Here is an 18,251-nt window from a genome sequence, read left to right as displayed (position 1 = left end):
AATAGTCAAATAAATTAGATAGTCAAATAATAAGATGGATCAAACTTTTGACAACGACAGAATCGTTAAAATCAACATCGAAGAGGAGATGAAGTCCTCTTACATCGACTATTCGATGTCCGTTATCGTGGCGCGTGCTCTTCCTGACGTGCGCGATGGTTTCAAGCCTGTTCATCGCCGTATCCTGTATGGTATGATGGGCATCAACAACGTCAGTACGCAACCCTATAAGAAGTGTGCCCGCGTAGTCGGTGAGGTGCTTGGTAAGTACCACCCCCACGGTGACTCCTCTGTATACGGCGCTTTGGTACGCATGGCCCAGGAATGGAACATGCGCTATACGCTCGTCGACGGACAGGGTAACTTCGGTTCTGTGGATGGTGACTCACCAGCCGCCATGCGTTATACCGAGTGCCGTCTCTCGAAGATGGGTGAGCATATCATGGACGACCTGGAGAAGGACACCGTCGATATGGTCAACAACTTCGACGACTCGCTGGTAGAGCCCAGCGTGATGCCTACGAAGATTCCTAACCTGCTGGTCAACGGTGGTAATGGTATTGCCGTGGGTATGGCTACCAACATGCCCACCCATAACCTGGGTGAGGTCATCGACGGCTGCTGTGCCTATATCGACAACCCCGATATCGATACCGATGGACTGATGCGCTATATCCCCGGACCAGACTTCCCCACAGGAGCCTATATCTACGGTCTGCAGGGTGTTCGTGATGCCTACGAGACGGGTAGGGGCCGTATTGTGATGCGTGCCAAGGCTGAGATAGAGTCTGGCGAGACCCACGACAAGATTGTCGTCACCGAGATTCCCTATGGTGTCAACAAGGCCGACCTCGTGAAGTATATCGCTGACCTCGCCAACGAGCATAAGATAGAAGGTGTGGCCAACGTCAACGACGAGTCCGGTCGTCAGGGTATGCGTATCGTGGTCGACTGCAAGCGTGATGCCAATGCCAATGTGTTGTTGAATAAACTGTTTAAGATGACGGCTCTACAGAGCTCATTCTCAGTGAATAACATCGCCTTGGTAAAGGGTCGTCCCCGTCTGCTCACACTGAAGGAGTGCGTCAAGTACTTCGTTGAGCACCGTCATGATGTGACCATCCGTCGCACCAAGTACGACCTGAAGAAAGCCCAGGAGCGTGCCCACATCCTCGAGGGTTTGATCATTGCCGTCAACAATATCGACGAGGTCGTACATATTATCAGAAACAGCAAGACCCCCAGTGACGCCCAGCGTAACTTGGAGGCCCGCTTCAACCTCGACGAGTTGCAGTCCAAGGCTATCGTCGACATGCGTCTGAGCCAGTTGACCGGTCTGCGTGTCGACCAGCTGCACCAGGAGTTCGACGATCTGATGAAGCTCATCGCCGACCTGGAGGAAATCCTGAACAACCCCGAGCGTTGTAAGGAAGTCATGAAGCAGGAGCTGCAGGAGGTGAAGGAGAAGTATGGCGACGACCGTCGTACCGAGATTATCCCCTTCGACCACGAGTTCAATGCCGAGGACTTCTATCCCGACGATCCCGTTGTCATCACCATCTCCCACATGGGTTATGTCAAGCGCACCAAGCTCGACGAGTTCCATGAGCAGGGACGTGGCGGCGTGGGTGCCAAGGCTGCCCGTCATCGTGACAACGACTTCACCGAGTATATCTATCCTGCCACCATGCATAACACGCTGCTCTTCTTCACCCAGAAGGGACGCTGCTACTGGCAGAAGTGCTACGAGATTCCCGAGGGCGACAAGAACTCGAAGGGCCGTGCTATCCAGAACATGCTGAACATCGAGCCCGACGACGCCATCAATGCCGTCTTGCGTGTGAAGAACTTCAACGACGAGGAGTTCCTGAAGTCACACTATGTTGTCTTCGCCACCAAGCAGGGTATCATCAAGAAGACACGCCTCGACCAATATAAGAATGTACGCGCGGCAGGTGTGCGCGCTATCAATATTAATGAAGGCGACGAGGTGGTAGGTGTTCGTCTGACCAACGGCAACAACGAGCTGCTGCTCGCCAACCGCAACGGACGTGCCGTACGCTTCCACGAAGACCAGGTACGTACCATGGGACGTGTCTCTACCGGTGTCATCGGTATGCGTATCGATGGTGGCGACGACGAGGTTGTCGGCATGGTATGTGTCAACGATCCCGCTACAGAGACCATCATGGTTGTCTCTGAGAATGGCTATGGCAAGCGCTCCGACATCGAGGACTACCGCAAGACCAACCGTGGTACCAAGGGTGTCAAGACGCTCGCTGTCACGGAGAAGACCGGTCGTCTGGTAGCCATCAAGGTGGTCACCGACGAGAACGACCTCATGATCATCAATAAGTCGGGCATCCTCATCCGCCTGAAAGTTGCTGACGTCCGTGTCATGGGACGTGCCACCCAGGGCGTCCGTCTCATCAACCTCACCAAGAAGAACGACACCATTGCTTCTGTCTGCAAGGTGATGTCCAACCAGGAAGAGGATGTGGAGGAAGCTGAGATTGTTGACGAGGAACTGAACCAAGAACAATAATTGTCTAACCAATAAATGAAAATCGTATGAAGAAAGTAATTGTAATGGCAATCGCCCTCATGGCCAGCACCATGACCTTTGCCAAGAGTGATGCTATCAAGCTCATCACCAAGTCAAAAGACTATGCCGAGGCCGTTCAGCTGGTAAAACAGCACCTGAACGAGTTGGCTGACAATGCAGAGAAAGCAGAGGCCTACAACCACCTCGTGGAACTCGCCATGAACAAGGTGAGCAACGAGACTGGTACGATGACCGAGAACCAGATGGCTGTCCAGATGGGTACCGGTAAGGTGAAGCCCTACGACACCCTCGGACTGGCTAACGCCATCTGCGATGCCATCGAGAATGCCATCGAGTGTAATAAGTATGACCAGCTGCCCAACGCCAAGGGTAAGGTAAAGCCTCAGTTCGAGAAGAACGCCGCCCGTCTGTGGGCCGTTCGCTCTCACCTTGTCAACATCGGTCAGGAAGCAGCCCGCAAGGGTGACAATGCCTCCGTGCTGAAGTTCTGGGGTATGTTCACCGACTCTGCTGCTGATCCCTATTTCGCAGCCATGGACAAGACTCCCGAGAAGGAGTATGCCGGACAGGTTGCCTTCTTCGCTGGTCGTTATGCTTTCGACGCCAAGGATATGGCACGTGCCAACCGTTATTTCGAGATTGCCAAGAAGGATCCCACCCAGAAGCAGGATGCTGAGAACTTCCAGCTCTATGCCATGCGTTCTAACCTGAAGAACCATGCTGACTCACTGGCTTTCGTTGACCAGCTGAAGCAGATGTATGCCGCTGAGCCCGAGAACGAGGTCATCGTAGATGCTATCAACGGCATGTACGAAGGTCTTGACAAGAAGGCCCAGAACGAGTTCCTCGACCAGCACCTGGCTAAGTATCCCAACTCCTTCACAGCACTGGCTAACAAGGGTCTGATGGCCGTTAATGCCAACAATGCCGAGGAGGGTGCCATGTGGCTCCGCAAGGCTGCTGCTGCCAAGCCCGACAATGCTGTCGTATTCACCTATCTGGGTGCTTGCCTCAGTGTACAGGCTGCCAACGAGAACGATGCTGCCAAGAGCAAGGAGCTCTACAAGCAGGCCATCGAAGCCTTCGACAAGGCTAAGGAACTCGACCCCAACAAGCAGGTTGCCAACTGGGGCTACAACCGCTACCAGGCCTACTATGGTCTCTATGGTGCCGACGATCCTAAGACCAAGGCTGCAGAAGCAGATAAATAAGAGGTGAGAGGTAAGAAGTAAGAGGTGAGAGAATAGCTTGATAAACTCAGGCATTTCTCTCACCTCTTTCATTTCTCTCACCTCTCACCTCTAAACACTCATAAATTCCTCCAAGAATTCATGAAGCCTCAGTAGGCCGTACGAGCCGTTGACGCAGGAGGTCTCGTCGTAGTGTTGTACGTCGTCGGGAGTGATTCCCGGGTACCAGATGATGAAGGGTACTGGTTCGTTGACGTGGATGCGCAGTTCGACGGGAGTGGGATGGTCGGGCAGTATGGCGATGCATACGGGTTCGTCCATCTGTTGTACCGCCTCGTAGATGGGCTTGATGAGTCGCTTGTCGAGGTAGTCGATGGCTTTCAGTTTGAGGTCGATGTCGCCGTCGTGCCCTGCCTCGTCAGTAGCTTCTACGTGTACGAAGACGAAGTCGTCCGTGCGCAGGGCGTCGATGGCCGCCTGTGCCTTTCCCTCGTAGTTGGTGTTGGCCAGTCCGGTGGCTCCCGGTACTTTGATGATGCGCAGTCCGGCATATTTGCCGATGCCTTGTATGAGGTCTACGGCAGAGATGACGGCACCGCTCTTGATTTGTGGATACTGCTCCATCAGTGTCTGCATGGATGGACGATAGCCTCCACTCCAGGGCCAGATGCTGTTGGCCTGACGCTCGCCTTTGGCAGCCTTGGCCAGGTTGTAGGGGTGCTTGGCAAGCAATTCCTGGGAGCGCACGATGAGGTCATTCAGCAGGTCAGCGGTGGCTTGGGGGGATAATGGGGCCGATGGGGCTGATGGGGCTGATGGGTCAGCTTTGACCAGCAGGGGGCGCCAGGGCTCGTTGGGATGGTCGTGTGGCGGATTGCAGATGATGTGTTTGTTGCCGCCTTTGATGACGAGCAGGTGGCGATATTGGATGCCACAGATGAACTTGACGCGTTCAGATCCTAGGTGTTGGTTGAGGTATGCTATGAGCTGGCGGGCATCCTCTGTTTCCAGGTTGCCGCCATTATGGGTGATTATTTTTCCGTCTTCCAGGGTGATGATGTTACAGCGGATGGCGAAGTCGTCGTCAGCCATCTCGTAGCCTATGCTGGCAGCCTCCAGGGGTCCACGTCCTTCATACACCTTGTTGAGGTCGTAGCCTAGGATGGCTGTGTTGGCCACTTCCGAACCGGGAGGGAATCCTTCAGGTACGGTGACGAGGCGTCCTGTGCGCCCTTCGCGCGCCAGCATGTTCATATATTCCGGTCGTGCATATTGCAGGAGTGTTTGATTGCCGAGGCTGGCCACCTGGTGGTCAGCCATACCGTCTCCGAGAATGATGATATGTTTCATAGCGGCTTAGATGTTAGCAATCGACATGATGTTGGCAAACACGCCGGCAGCAGTGACGGAGGCTCCGGCACCATAGCCCTGTATCTGCATGGGATATTCCTTGTAGCGCTCAGTGGTCAGCAATACGATGTTGTTGGAGCCCTCGAGGTTATAGAACGGATGATTGCGGTCTACCTCTCTCAGGGCGACGTTCGTCTTGCCGTGTTCCATCGTAGCCACGAAGCGCCAGCGCTTACCCTGCGCCTCCAACTGTTGGCGACGTTTTTCGAAGTCTGCATCAAGTGCAGGCAGCTGTTGCCAGAAGTCGTCGACACTGCCTTTGAAGAACTCGTCGGGCACGAAGAGGTGTTTCTCGACATCCTGTTGCTCCACCTGATAGCCAGCCTCACGGGTGAGGATGACCAGCTTGCGCACCACGTCGGTACCGCTGAGGTCGATGCGTGGGTCCGGTTCGGAATAGCCCTGTTCCTTGGCACGTCGTACGGTCTCTGAGAAGGGCACGTCGGCACTGATCTCGTTGAAGATGAAGTTGAGCGTTCCTGACAGCACCGCCTCGATTTTCAGGATCTCGTCACCTGAGTTGCGCAGGTCGTTGATGGTTCCGATGATAGGCAGTCCGGCACCCACGTTCGTCTCGTAGCGGAACCACACGCCGCGGTCGCGGGCTGTCTTCTTCAGTCGGAGGTAGGCGTCATAGTCGCTGGAAGCCGCTATCTTGTTGGCGGCAATGACGCTGATGTTATGTTCGAGGAATGACTGGTACAGTGCTGCGATGTCCTTGCTTGCCGTACAGTCTACGAAGACGGCGTTGAAAATGTTCATCTGGATGATGGCATCGCCCAGTTTCTGTTCCGGTAGCGGTGCATTCGTCAGCTGTTCCTTATAGTTGGCGAGGTCGATACCGTCGCGGTCGAGGATGTATTTCTTCGACGAGGCGATACCCACCACGTTGAGTTTCAGTCCGTTGCGCTGCATCAGCACCTCATACTGCGAGCGAATCTGTTCGATGAGCATGCCACCCACCGTTCCGACACCGCAGATGAAGAGGTTGAGCACCTTATATTCTGAGAGGAAGAACGAGTCGTGCAGCACGTTGAGTGACTTGCGCAGGAAGCGTCCGTCAACGACAAACGAGATGTTCGTCTCCGAGGCACCCTGTGCACAGGCGATGACGGAGATTCCCGAGCGTCCCAGGGTGCCAAACAGCTTACCTGCAATACCCGGGGTGTGTTTCATGTTCTCACCGACGATGGCGATGGTGGCAAGACCACTCTCCGCATGCATGGGGAACATGGCACCCGTCTCTATCTCCTTGGCAAACTGTTCGTTCAGCACCTCTACGGCAGCCTCGGCATCCTCGTCGCGCACACCGATAGACGTTGAGTTCTCTGACGACGCCTGGCTGACCATGAACACGGAGATGCCCTTGTTGGCGAGGGTGGTGAAGATACGTCTGTTGACACCGATGACACCCACCATCGAGAGACCTGTCACCGTGATGAGGGTGGTGCCCTTGATGCTGGAGATACCCTTGATGGGTTTCTGGTCGTTCTCGATATGGTCTTTGATGAGTGTTCCCGGGTGTTCCGGGTTGAAGGTGTTCTTCACCTTGATGGGTATGTTCTTGACGCAGACGGGGTAGATGGTAGGCGGATAGATGACCTTGGCACCGAAGTTACAAAGCTCCATCGCCTCGATATACGACAGTTCGTTGATGGTATAGGCTGTCTTGATGACACGCGGGTCAGCGGTCATGAAACCGTCGACATCCGTCCATATCTCCAGTACCTCGGCATCGAGGGCTGCTGCGATGATGGCAGCGGTATAGTCAGAGCCGCCTCTTCCGAGGTTGGTGGTCTCCCCAGTGTCACGGTCGCGCGAGATGAATCCCGGTACGACAGCCACCGTTTTATTCGTTGCAGTAGCACTGCAACATACGGGACGGAAGGCCTCACGCACCAAGCGGTTGGTCAGTTCTGAGTCCAGCGTATGCTTGCCGTTCTTGCGTTCTGTGCGGATGAAGTCGCGGCTGTTCATGCGGATGCCGCCCTTGATGAGCGACGCCACGATATTGGATGACAGGCGTTCACCGTAGCTGACGATGGCAGCCTGTGTCTTTTCACTCAGGTCGTGGATGAGGAAGACACCGTAATAGATGCTCTTCAACTGGTCGAAGAGCTGGTCTACCTTATTAAATAAGTCTACACGTTTCTTGTCATCCGTGATGATGGTGTCTATCATCTGGTGATGGCGCGTCACCATGGCGTCGAATTCCTCACGCCACCGGTCATCACCGTTCAGCGCCATTTGCGAGGTTCCTATCAACTTGTCGGTGATGCCGCCAAGTGCGCTTACTACCACTACGACAGGTTGCGTCCGAGCCTCTGTCTCCACGATTTTCTTCAAGCTAAGAATGCTTTTCACGGAACCTACGGACGTTCCGCCAAATTTAAGTACTTTCATATTGCTATGCGATTTATCTTACCTGACGGTACCCCTGAACGAGCGGGGCTTCTTTCCATCGGCGCGACAAAATTAGTACAAAAAGGCGAAAAACACAAAAGAAAACGCGTTTTTTTTCATCATGTCGTAAAAAAGCATTAACTTTGCAGTCTGTTATGAATACGCAAGAGATACATATTAGCGAATATAACTACGATCTGCCCGACGAGCGCATTGCGAAATTCCCGAAGGCAGAGCGTGACCAGTCGAAACTGCTCATCTACCATCATGGTGAGGTGGGAGAGGACCTCTTCTTCAACCTGCCCAAGTACTTGCCCAAGGGTGCACTCATGGTGTTCAACAATACCAAGGTTATCCAGGCCCGCCTGCATTTCCGCAAGGAGACGGGAGCGCTGATCGAGGTGTTCCTCCTGGAACCTGCCCAGCCTGCTGACTACGAACAGATGTTCCAGACTACGGAACGATGCTCGTGGCTCTGTCTGGTGGGTAACCTGAAGAAATGGAAGGAAGGGGCGCTGACGAGAGTCCTGCAGGTGAAGGATGAACAGGTGGTGCTGACGGCTGCCCGTCGTGGGGAACATGGTACCAGTCAGTGGGTGAACTTCTCGTGGGACAACCCCCAGGTGAACTTTGCCGAGATACTGGATGCCATTGGTGAGCTGCCCATCCCTCCCTATCTCAACCGTGAGACGCAGGAGAGTGACAAGACCACCTACCAGACGGTGTATTCAAAGATCAAGGGCAGTGTGGCTGCTCCTACTGCCGGCCTGCACTTCACCAACCGTGTGTTGGAAGCCCTCGATGCCCATGGCATAGAACGTGAGGAGCTGACGCTACACGTGGGTGCCGGCACCTTCAAGCCTGTGAAGAGCGACACCATCGGACAGCATGAGATGCACACGGAATATGTGGCTGTCAAGCGCCATACCCTGGAACGTCTGCTGGCTCACGACGGACAGGCCATTGCCGTAGGTACTACCAGTGTCCGCACGTTGGAGAGCCTCTATTATATGGGGTTGAAGGTGATGAACTGTCCCGACCTGACGGAAGAGCAGTTGCATGTTAATCAGTGGGAGCCGTATCAAGAGGTGAGAGGTGAGAGGGGAGAGGTGAGAGAAATGATTAGAGGTCAGAGGTCAGAGGTAAGAGGTGTGGAAGCCCTTCGGGCTTTGATGGACTGGATGGACCGTCATCGGCTCACCACGCTGCATTCCTCGACACAGATTATCATTGCGCCCGGCTATAACTATCATATCGTGAAGATGCTGGTCACCAATTTCCACCAGCCCCAGTCCACGTTGCTGTTGTTGGTCAGTGCCTTCGTGAAAGGCGACTGGCACCGCATCTACGACTATGCGCTGGCCCACGACTTCCGCTTCCTGAGCTATGGCGATTCCTCGCTGTTGATACCGTAGGTGTGTGAGTAATAATATATTGAAAACCAATTAATTAGATACGATAATATGAAGTACGGATTTATCAAAGTGGCAGCTGCTGTTCCTGCTGTGAGAGTGGCTGATGTGGAGTATAACGTACAAGAGATAGAGCGCCTGATAGGTCTTGCTGACGGAGAGGGCGCTGAGGTGGTCTGTTTCCCGGAACTCTGTGTGACGGGATATAGTTGTCAGGACCTCTTCAAGGAACAGCTGTTGCTGTCGAAGGCTGAGGACGGCCTGATATCCCTGCTTGACTTCACCCGTAAACTCGATATCATCTGTGTGGTAGGCATGCCCGTGCAGATTGGCGGCCTGTTGCTCAACTGTGCCGTAGTCATTCAGAGCGGTACGTTGCTGGGTGTCGTTCCCAAGACCTACCTGCCTAATTATAATGAGTTCTATGAGAAGCGTTGGTTCGCCTCCGCCTTCGACTTGAACCCCACGGAGACCTATCTGGCTGGAACGCCTATCACCGTGTCGTCAGAGCCACAGCTCTTCCAGACCGGCGATGGTGTTAAGTTCGGCATTGAGATATGCGAAGACGTGTGGGCACCCATACCGCCCAGCAACAACCTGACGATGGCTGGTGCTGACATCATCCTGAACTGCTCCGCCAGCGACGAGCTGATAGGCAAGCACCGCTACCTGCGCTCCCTGTTGGCACAGCAGAGTGCCCGTACCATCAGCGGCTACGTCTATGCCTCGTGTGGCTTTGGCGAGTCGACACAGGATGTCGTCTACGGTGGCAATGCCATGATTTTCGAGAATGGCAAGCTCCTTGCCGAGGGCGATCGCTACTCGTTTCAGCCCCAGTTGCTGGTGAGCCAGATTGACGTGGAGCGTTTGCGCACGGAGCGCCACACCAACACCACCTTTATCTGTGCGCAGCGTGATGCGGAAGCCATCGTCGTCGATGCCAAGTCGAAGCAGTCTGACGATCCTTTCCAGTTAGTCAGGGATATCGACCCGCATCCCTTCATCCCCTCCCATACGGAGATGGCAGAGACCTGCGAGGAAATCCTGAATATCCAGACTGCCGGTCTTGCCAAACGACTGACGCACACCCATTGTGAACATGTGGTGGTAGGTATCAGTGGTGGACTGGACTCCACGCTGGCGTTGCTCGTCTGCGTGCGTACGTTCGATAAGCTGGGACTGGACCGCAAGGGCATCATTGGTGTGACGATGCCCGGATTCGGAACTACCGACCGTACTCACGACAATGCTGCTTCGCTGATGCAGACGCTCGCCATCTCACAGATGGAGATACCTATTGGCAAGGCTGTCATGCAGCATTTCGAGGACATTGGTCATGATGCCACCAGGCATGATGCCACCTACGAGAACGCACAGGCCCGTGAGCGTACCCAAATCCTGATGGACCTCGCCAACAAGTTCAATGCCTTGGTGGTAGGTACCGGTGACCTCTCAGAGCTGGCGTTGGGATGGGCCACCTATAATGGAGACCACATGTCGATGTATGGCGTGAATGCCGGCATCCCCAAGACACTGATCCAGTATGTCATACGCTATATCGCCCTGTTGCCGATGTTCAGTGCCCAGCGCGACACGTTGATAGACATTGTCAACACCCCGATATCACCTGAGCTGACACCTGCTGACGAGCAGGGTAACATCAAACAGAAGACGGAAGACCTGGTAGGTCCCTACGAGCTCCACGACTTCTTCCTCTACTATTTCCTGCGCTTTGGCTTCGGACCAGCCAAGATCTACCTCATGGCACAGAAAGCCTTTGGCGATGCTTATCCGAAGGAGACCATCAAAAAGTGGCTGACCACGTTCTGTCGTCGTTTCTTCTCGCAGCAGTTCAAGCGTTCTTGTCTGCCTGACGGTCCCAAGGTGGGCAGTGTGTCGCTCTCACCGCGTGGTGACTGGCGTATGCCGAGTGATGCCTGCAGCACATTATGGTTGAAGGAGTGTGAGGAGTTGTAGTCATGGAACTGATAACGAGTGCCCAGAACCCCAAGGTGAAGCGCCTGCTGGCGTTGCAGCAGAAGTCTGCTGAGCGTCGCAGCAGTGGTCTCTTCGTGGTGGAAGGTCGTCGTGAGATAGAGCGTTGCATCAGCAGCGGCTACCAGGTGGACACCCTTTTCTGGTGTCCTGACATCTTCGGACCCGAAGAACCCGAGGTTGCTGGTGCCCGTATTTTCCAGGTGACTGCCGATATATATAATAAGGTGGCCTACCGTGGAGGTACCGAAGGTATCATTGCAGAAGTGGTCTGTCGACCGCACACCCTCCAGGACCTGAAGTTACAGCAGCATCCCCTCGTCGTGGTGATGGAAAGTGTCGAGAAGCCCGGCAACGTAGGAGCCATCCTCCGTTCCGCTGATGCTGCCAACGTCGATGCTGTCATTGTGTGCGACCCCCTCTGCGACCTGTACAACCCCAATCTCATCCGTGCCTCCGTAGGTGCCTTCTTCAGTGTGCCCTGTGTGGCCTGTACCTCCGAGGAGTGCATCCAGTGGCTGAAGGACAACGGCATTCAGATTCTGACCGCCCAGTTGCAGGACTCCTCCAACTATTACGAGACCGACATGACACAGCCCACCGCCATCGTGATGGGTACCGAGGCTACCGGTCTCACCGACAAGTGGCGCCAGGCCGCCGATGCCCACATCCGCATCCCCATGCTCGGCATAGGCGACTCCCTGAATGTCAGTGTCTCTGCCGCCATCCTCATGTTTGAAGCAGTCAGGCAGCGCAGCTGCTTTATTTAGTTTACTGTTTACCGTTTACAGTTTACTGTTTACCGTTTACTGTTTACCGTTTCTTGCGCTCCGTAGGTGCTCAGGCGAGCAAGCTCGGAGTCCCGTTTACCGTTTATTGGAGGTAAGCTCTCACCTCTCTCCACTCACCTCCAAATTGTTCCTGTTAACGTTCCCGTTCCCGTTAACGTTAAAAATCCTCATAAATGATGATTGCGAGTGTAAAGGAAAAGCAGTACCTTTGCACTCGCAAATTTTCAATGTGTAATAAACCTTATTAGTAATGAGAAAAATGCTTCTTATGTTCGGAGCTGTCAGCATGATGCTGCCTGCAGTGGCAGGAAACATCAGCGAATTGGCAGACTCTTCCCGTGTCTACGATTTGGACGAGGTGGTGGTCGTCGCTCAGTCCAAGGATTTCTACAAACTGCGTCAACAGCCCATGAGTGCCTCGGTACTGACCTCCAACGAGATGAACAAGTGGGGCATCTATGACCTTCGCGACGCCTCCGCCTTTGTTCCCTCCTTCGTGATGCCCGCCTATGGGTCGCGCTATACGTCGTCGATGTATGTCAGAGGTATTGGCTCGCGCATCAACAGTCCCTCGATGGGTGTTTATGTGGATAACATGCCGCTGATGAGCAAGTCGGCATTCAACACGCATTTCTACGGACTGGACCGTGTCGACGTGCTTCGTGGACCTCAGGGAACGCTCTACGGCATCAATAGCGAGGGTGGACTGGTGCGTATCTTCACCAAGAACCCCATGAACTACCAGGGCACTGACCTCCGTGTCAGTGTAGGCACCCATTTCCACCGCACCGTAGAGGCTGCCCATTATCACAAGTTCAGTGACCAGCTGGCCCTTTCGTTGGCTGGTTTCTATAACGGAACCAACGGATTCTTCCGCAACGAATTCAATCAGGAGCGTGCTGACAAGATGGACGAGGCCGGTGGCAGACTGCGTTTGGTGGCCAAGCCCTCCACGCGGCTGACCTTCGACCTGATGGCCGACTATCAGTTCGTACGCCAGAACGGTTTTCCCTACGGTTTGCTGGATGCCGACCGCAAGTATGCAGCCCATCCCAACACCAACCGTCAGGGCAACTACAAGCGTAACATGCTGAACACCGGCCTCAACGTGAACTATGCCGCTGACTGGGCTGACCTCATCTATACCGCCAGCTGGCAGTATCTCAACGACGATATGCTGATGGATATCGACTACCGTCCCCTCGACTTCATGCACATGCAGGAGAAACAGTTGCAGAACACGATCACTCAGGAACTCATGCTGAAAAGTCATCAGTTGGGTATCTGGCAAGGCACCACTGGACTCTTCTTCTCACACCAGTGGCTGAAGACCGACGCCCCTGTGTTCTTCGATACCGATATGAACAAGTTCCTCTCGAAGACTATTGAGGACTATGCCTACTATGGTATGCTCAACTCGATGGCAAAGCGTATGGGTATGGAGGCTGCCAAGGCAATGATTGAACGTGCCGGAGGCTGTCATATCACGATGGATACCGAGACGATTCCCGGCTTGTTCCGCACTCCCCAGACCAACTATGGTCTCTTCCACGAGTCCAACATCCTGCTCACTGACCGTCTGAAGGCCACCCTGGGATTCCGCTATGATATCACACGGAACAAGATCGACTATGCCACCAGTGCTATTACCCACCTCGACGAGAACGTGATGGGTGTCAACGTGAAGGCTACCGTGCGCTCCGTCCTCGAACATCAGGAGGATGCCACCTTCAACCAGTTCCTGCCTAAAATAGGATTGACCTACCGCATCGACAACAGCGGCAGCAATGTCTATGCCCTCGTATCGAAAGGCTATCGTGCCGGTGGTTTCAATATCCAGATGTTCAGCGACATCCTCCAAAGCGAGTTGCAGTCACAGGCCCAGTCAGTACGTGGCGACATGGAGATTGCCCACGACGAGCAAAGCTACGACAACATCCGCAACACCATTCAGTACCGTCCCGAAGAGTCGTGGAACTATGAGGTAGGTACCCACCTGAACCTCTTCGACAATGTCCTGCACCTCGACCTCAGTGCCTACTATATGCAGATTCGCAACCAGCAGCTGTCCGTCTTTGCCACACAGTATGGCTTTGGCCGTTCCATGGTGAATGCCGGCAAGAGCTACAGCTGCGGTGTGGAGGCAACACTGCGTGGTAGCGCTTTCGACGACCATCTGAACTGGGGGATCAGCTACGGCTATACCCGCGCTAAGTTCAAGGAGTATATGGACAGCGTCAGCGTAGACGGCAAGACGTCGCCCATCGACTATTCCGGCAAGTATGTGCCCTTCGTTCCTCAACACACGCTGGCAGCCAATGCCGACTATCGCTTCGACGTGGACAGTCCTGTGTTGCACAGCCTGACCGTGGGTGTCAACATGAACGCACAGGGTAAGACCTACTGGGATTCTGCCAATAGCTACGACCAGCAGTTCTACATGCTGCTGGGCGCCCATATTGATGCCGACCTGTCACCTGTTACCGTTTCGGTATGGGGACGCAACCTGACCAACAACAATTATAATACATTTGCCATCGACAGCAATTTTGGTGGCGAGAAACTTTACTTCGCCCAGCGAGGTAATCCGTTCCAGATGGGTGTTGATATAAGTATTCATTTTTAATTAAAACACGGCAAAATAGTTAAAGACGTTAAAATTAACGGAATTAATTAACTAAAAGACTTCTTCATATCGGGGAAAATGTTAATTTTGCAACCGATATGAAGAAGTCTACTATTTGGGCAATAGCCACCATCATGGGATTCTCGTTCCTGGCGCTGCTCTTCCTTCAGTTCTCCTATGTCGAGGAGATGGTCAAGATGAAGAAGGAGCAGTTCGATGAGAGTGTGAACCGCTCGCTCTACCAGGTCTCCCGTAATATGGAGATGAACGAGACCCTCCGTTACCTGGAGAAGGATGTCAATGCGACGGAGCGCAGGGCGTTCACGCAAGACTCCGTGATGGTCGACGGACTCGATGGCACCATCAAGCATTCCCACCAGTTTGCAGTGGCTGCTGACGACGGCACCGTCTACTCGTCATTCCAGCTGAAGACCTTCGAGATGAAGCCCGCCTCCATCCCCAAGGCCATCATCATGCGCAAGGATAAGAACACGTTGGCAGATGCCACCAAGTCGATGCAGGAGATAGTGCGCAACCGCTATGTCTATCAGAAGGCATTGCTCGACGAGGTGGTCTATAACATCCTGTATACCGCCAGCGACAAACCCCTGAAGGAGCGTGTCAATTTCCGCATGCTCGACCAGGATATCCGTACCGAGCTCATCAACAACGGCATCAATATTCCCTATCATCTGACCGTCTCTACCACTGATGGTCGTGAGGTCTACCGTTGTCCTGACTATACCGACGAAGGTAAGGAATATACCTACGAGAAGGTGCTTTTCCGCTACGACCCGCAGTCTAAGCGTGGTGTCGTGCGCATCCACTTCCCCGAGATGAACTCCTACATCTTCTCCAGTGTGCGCTTCATGATCCCCAGCATCATCTTCACCATCGTGCTGCTCATCACCTTTATCTTCACCATCGTCGTCATCTTCCGTCAGAAGCGGTATACCGAGATCAAGAACGACTTCATCAACAACATGACACACGAGTTGAAGACTCCGATAGCCTCCATCTCGCTGGCTGTCCAGATGATGAACGACGACTCCGTCACGAAGTCCGAGCAGATGACCAAGCACCTCGGTGGTGTCATTGCCGACGAGACGAAACGCCTTCGCTTCCTCGTGGAGAAGGTGCTCCAGATGTCGATGTTCGACAAGAAGAGCATCATCTTCAAGAAGAAAGAGCTCGACCTCAACGAGATGGTGGAGCAGATAGCCCAGACCTTCACCCTGCGTGTGGAGCATACGGGAGGCAAGATATACACCCAGATAGAAGCCGTCGACTCCGCCATCTATGTCGACGAGGTACATTTCCAGAATGCCATCACCAACCTGATGGACAATGCCGTGAAGTACCGCAAGCAAGACGAACCCCTCGACATCTACATCCGTACCTGGAACGACTCCGACAAGCTCTACCTCTCCATTCGCGACACCGGCCAGGGCATCAAGAAGGAGAACCTCCGCAAGATCTTCGATAAGTTCTACCGTGTACACACCGGTAACAAGCACGACGTCAAAGGCTTCGGCCTCGGCCTTGCCTACGTCAAAAAAGTCGTCGACCTCCACCAAGGCGAAATCAAAGCCGAAAGTGAAGTAGGGAAGGGCACCAAGTTCACGATCTCACTACCTATCTTTGAGGTAAGTGGAGAGAGGTAAGAGAATAGTTAAATACTAAAATTGAACAATAAATAGTAAATTGTAAATAGTCAAATTGTAAATTATCATTATGGACGAAAAGCTGAAAATTCTTCTTTGTGAAGACGACGAGAACCTTGGAATGTTGTTGCGCGAATACCTCGCAGCAAAGGGTTACATGGCAGAACTCTGCCCCGATGGAGAGGTAGGCTACAAAGCCTTCCTGAAGACTAAGTTCGACATCTGTGTCCTTGACGTGATGATGCCTAAGAAGGACGGTTACACACTGGCCCAGGAGATCCGTCAGGCCAATGCCGAAATTCCTATCATCTTCCTCACAGCCAAGACACTGAAGGAAGACATCCTCGAAGGCTTCAAGATTGGTGCCGACGACTACATCACCAAGCCCTTCTCCATGGAGGAACTGGTGCTCCGCATCGAAGCTATCCTACGTCGTGTACGTGGCAAGAAAAACAAGGAGAGTTCCGTCTACCGCATCGGTCAGTTCACCTTCGACACCCAGAAGCAACTGCTCACCATTGGTCAGAAGCAGACCAAGCTGACCACCAAGGAGAACGAGCTGCTGGCCCTGCTCTGCTCACACACCAATGAGATCCTGCAGCGTGACTTCGCCCTGAAGACCATCTGGATTGACGATAACTACTTCAATGCCCGCTCCATGGACGTCTACATCACGAAGCTGCGCAAGCACCTCAAAGACGATCCTCAGATCGAGATCATCAACATCCATGGCAAGGGTTATAAACTCATTGCACCGGAGCAAGATTAACCTTAACGGGAACGTTAACGGGAACGGGAACGGGAACCTTAACGTTAACCCTAACCTTAACGTTCTTGAGACCTACGGAACAAGCGAGCAAGCTCGAGCGAACGGGAACAATATACAGTAAACGGGACTCCGAGCTTTGCTCGCCTGAGCACCTACGGAGCGCAAGAAACGGTAAACTGTAAACAGTAAACTGTAAACTGTCAAGGCTGCGATTAAGCGAGAGCAAATAAAGCTTGCTTTAGATTTGCCGAGCGTGAGCAGGCTCGATACGAAGTATCAACTAACGAAAAAGTGAAAAAATCTTTTGCTAGATTTTTTCACTTTTCTTTGTTTATATCAAAAATAGTTACTATCTTTGCATTGCCCAAGCTGAAAAACTGAAGTCGAAAGACGGAGGTGGTAGGGTGGGTATTACATTGGAAATGGCGTCTACTGCGCTTTGTTTTGGTTAGTCGAATCTCGCAAATTCCTACAGTTCCAAGACATTGCAACGGTAAGATGCCCATATTTGGGAACAATTTAGTTTAATCTAAATATGTCTCAGCGTGGGGTCTTGCGTTGCTCGTTTTGAACTGAGGGCAATGCGAGAGCCTGACTAGCGGAATGAGCAACAGTGTTAGGCTCCCGCTTTTTTTGACACATGATAAAATGTGTCGGATTTTGCGTAAAGTTTTCCTAATGTTTTATTTATGTCAGTATAAAAAGGTTGCTGGGAAAGCACTGAGTAGTGAGCTGCATTTTTTATTTTTTCGAGTTTTCACTTACATCTTGTGTCCGTTACGCAGGCACTCTCTCTCTTTGTCTTTCCGCTCCCGCTTATGTCACGAAGTCTTGACGACATCAGTTGGTTCCCCATGTACTGTTCTTACAGGAGTGAACTGAAGGTAAAGAAGGAACTCGACCGTTTGCACGTACCGTACTATCTCCCGATGGAATATCAGTTGGTAGAGCACGATGGCGAGCGACGTCGCGAGCTCGTCCCTGCCATCCATAACCTCATCTTCGTGCACAGCAGTCAGCGAGAGATTACCAAGCTGAAGATGTATAACAAGAAATGTACCACCTTACAATATATGGTGAGCAATAGTGCCGACGACGAGAAGTCCGAGATCATTGTGGTGCCCAGTCGTGCCATGGAAAACTTCATCCGTGTCTCCTCCTCGCTCGACGAACATGTGCGCCACCTGACCTATAGCGACTACCTCGACAAGCAAGGCAAGCGTGTCCGCATCATCGACGGCAACTTCGCCGGTGTCGAGGGTGTCATCAAGCGCATCAAGCGCGACCGCATCGTCGTCGTTCTTCTTAAAGGCATCGCCGCCGTCGCCATCACGCAACTACCCCCAAGTTTCATCGAACTAATCGATGACAAAGAAGTAAGTGGTAACCAATAACCCGCTCGAGCATCGCTCGCTTAGTTAACGT

The 18,251-nt window shown here is 53.0% G+C and carries 11 protein-coding genes; 9 read left to right on the top strand and 2 right to left on the bottom strand.

What is annotated here, in order from left to right; genetic code table 11:
- Nucleotides 1-34 precede the first annotated feature (34 nt).
- The gene (gene gyrA / locus BLU47_RS03015) at nucleotides 35-2,545 is read left to right on the top strand and encodes a DNA gyrase subunit A (protein WP_091958178.1); all 2,511 of its coding nucleotides are present in this window, start codon (nucleotides 35-37) and stop codon (nucleotides 2,543-2,545) included.
- A gap of 26 nt (nucleotides 2,546-2,571) precedes the next feature.
- Nucleotides 2,572-3,777 carry a tetratricopeptide repeat protein gene (locus tag BLU47_RS03010; protein ID WP_091958175.1) on the top strand — a complete coding sequence of 402 codons (1,206 nt, stop codon included), beginning with the start codon at nucleotides 2,572-2,574 and terminating at the stop codon, nucleotides 3,775-3,777.
- A gap of 90 nt (nucleotides 3,778-3,867) precedes the next feature.
- On the opposite strand, the gene BLU47_RS03005 is transcribed toward BLU47_RS03010, so the two are convergent.
- Entirely contained in the window at nucleotides 3,868-5,106 is a 1,239-nt protein-coding gene (locus tag BLU47_RS03005; RefSeq protein WP_091958173.1) for a cofactor-independent phosphoglycerate mutase, read from the bottom strand.
- Nucleotides 5,107-5,112: 6 nt separating this feature from the next.
- Nucleotides 5,113-7,569, bottom strand: a complete 2,457-nt coding sequence (thrA, locus tag BLU47_RS03000) for a bifunctional aspartate kinase/homoserine dehydrogenase I (RefSeq protein ID WP_091958171.1) — start codon at nucleotides 7,567-7,569, stop codon at nucleotides 5,113-5,115.
- A gap of 155 nt (nucleotides 7,570-7,724) precedes the next feature.
- Between thrA and BLU47_RS02995 the strand changes: the two genes are divergently transcribed.
- The 7 genes from BLU47_RS02995 to BLU47_RS02965 all read left to right on the top strand — a co-directional run bounded on the left by BLU47_RS02995 (nucleotide 7,725) and on the right by BLU47_RS02965 (nucleotide 18,220).
- Entirely contained in the window at nucleotides 7,725-8,984 is a 1,260-nt protein-coding gene (locus BLU47_RS02995) for an S-adenosylmethionine:tRNA ribosyltransferase-isomerase (protein ID WP_091958168.1), read from the top strand.
- 48 nt (nucleotides 8,985-9,032) lie between these two features.
- Complete coding sequence (locus tag BLU47_RS02990; protein WP_091958165.1) at nucleotides 9,033-10,958, top strand: NAD(+) synthase; 1,926 nt, start codon at nucleotides 9,033-9,035, stop codon at nucleotides 10,956-10,958.
- A 2-nt stretch (nucleotides 10,959-10,960) separates the two neighbouring features.
- Entirely contained in the window at nucleotides 10,961-11,746 is a 786-nt protein-coding gene (locus BLU47_RS02985; protein WP_091958162.1) for a TrmH family RNA methyltransferase, read from the top strand.
- 271 nt (nucleotides 11,747-12,017) lie between these two features.
- On the top strand, nucleotides 12,018-14,393 hold the full coding sequence (locus tag BLU47_RS02980) for a TonB-dependent receptor (protein WP_091958161.1): 2,376 nt from the start codon (nucleotides 12,018-12,020) through the stop codon (nucleotides 14,391-14,393).
- 98 nt (nucleotides 14,394-14,491) lie between these two features.
- Entirely contained in the window at nucleotides 14,492-16,057 is a 1,566-nt protein-coding gene (locus tag BLU47_RS02975) for a sensor histidine kinase (protein WP_091958159.1), read from the top strand.
- 70 nt (nucleotides 16,058-16,127) lie between these two features.
- Complete coding sequence (locus BLU47_RS02970) at nucleotides 16,128-16,826, top strand: response regulator transcription factor RprY (protein WP_091958157.1); 699 nt, start codon at nucleotides 16,128-16,130, stop codon at nucleotides 16,824-16,826.
- Nucleotides 16,827-17,644: 818 nt separating this feature from the next.
- A complete protein-coding gene (locus BLU47_RS02965) occupies nucleotides 17,645-18,220 on the top strand; it encodes a UpxY family transcription antiterminator (protein WP_091958154.1) in 576 nt (191 codons plus the stop codon).
- The last annotated feature ends 31 nt before the right edge of the window (nucleotides 18,221-18,251 follow it).

It is taken from the genome of Prevotella sp. tc2-28, from assembly GCF_900107705.1.
GTDB lineage: Bacteria > Bacteroidota > Bacteroidia > Bacteroidales > Bacteroidaceae > Prevotella.
The sequence above is the reverse complement of the archived record's forward strand: the minus strand, read 5'-3'. Positions and strand labels throughout refer to the sequence as shown.

What these genes read in the sequence shown, in the direction of transcription:
- gyrA (WP_091958178.1), top strand. Translation starts at nt 35, where the DNA reads ATGGATCAAACTTTTGACAACGACAGAATCGTTAAAATCAACATCGAA.
- BLU47_RS03010 (WP_091958175.1), top strand. Translation starts at nt 2,572, where the DNA reads ATGAAGAAAGTAATTGTAATGGCAATCGCCCTCATGGCCAGCACCATG.
- BLU47_RS03005 (WP_091958173.1), bottom strand. Translation starts at nt 5,106, where the DNA reads ATGAAACATATCATCATTCTCGGAGACGGTATGGCTGACCACCAGGTG.
- thrA (WP_091958171.1), bottom strand. Translation starts at nt 7,569, where the DNA reads ATGAAAGTACTTAAATTTGGCGGAACGTCCGTAGGTTCCGTGAAAAGC.
- BLU47_RS02995 (WP_091958168.1), top strand. Translation starts at nt 7,725, where the DNA reads ATGAATACGCAAGAGATACATATTAGCGAATATAACTACGATCTGCCC.
- BLU47_RS02990 (WP_091958165.1), top strand. Translation starts at nt 9,033, where the DNA reads ATGAAGTACGGATTTATCAAAGTGGCAGCTGCTGTTCCTGCTGTGAGA.
- BLU47_RS02985 (WP_091958162.1), top strand. Translation starts at nt 10,961, where the DNA reads ATGGAACTGATAACGAGTGCCCAGAACCCCAAGGTGAAGCGCCTGCTG.
- BLU47_RS02980 (WP_091958161.1), top strand. Translation starts at nt 12,018, where the DNA reads ATGAGAAAAATGCTTCTTATGTTCGGAGCTGTCAGCATGATGCTGCCT.
- BLU47_RS02975 (WP_091958159.1), top strand. Translation starts at nt 14,492, where the DNA reads ATGAAGAAGTCTACTATTTGGGCAATAGCCACCATCATGGGATTCTCG.
- BLU47_RS02970 (WP_091958157.1), top strand. Translation starts at nt 16,128, where the DNA reads ATGGACGAAAAGCTGAAAATTCTTCTTTGTGAAGACGACGAGAACCTT.
- BLU47_RS02965 (WP_091958154.1), top strand. Translation starts at nt 17,645, where the DNA reads ATGTCACGAAGTCTTGACGACATCAGTTGGTTCCCCATGTACTGTTCT.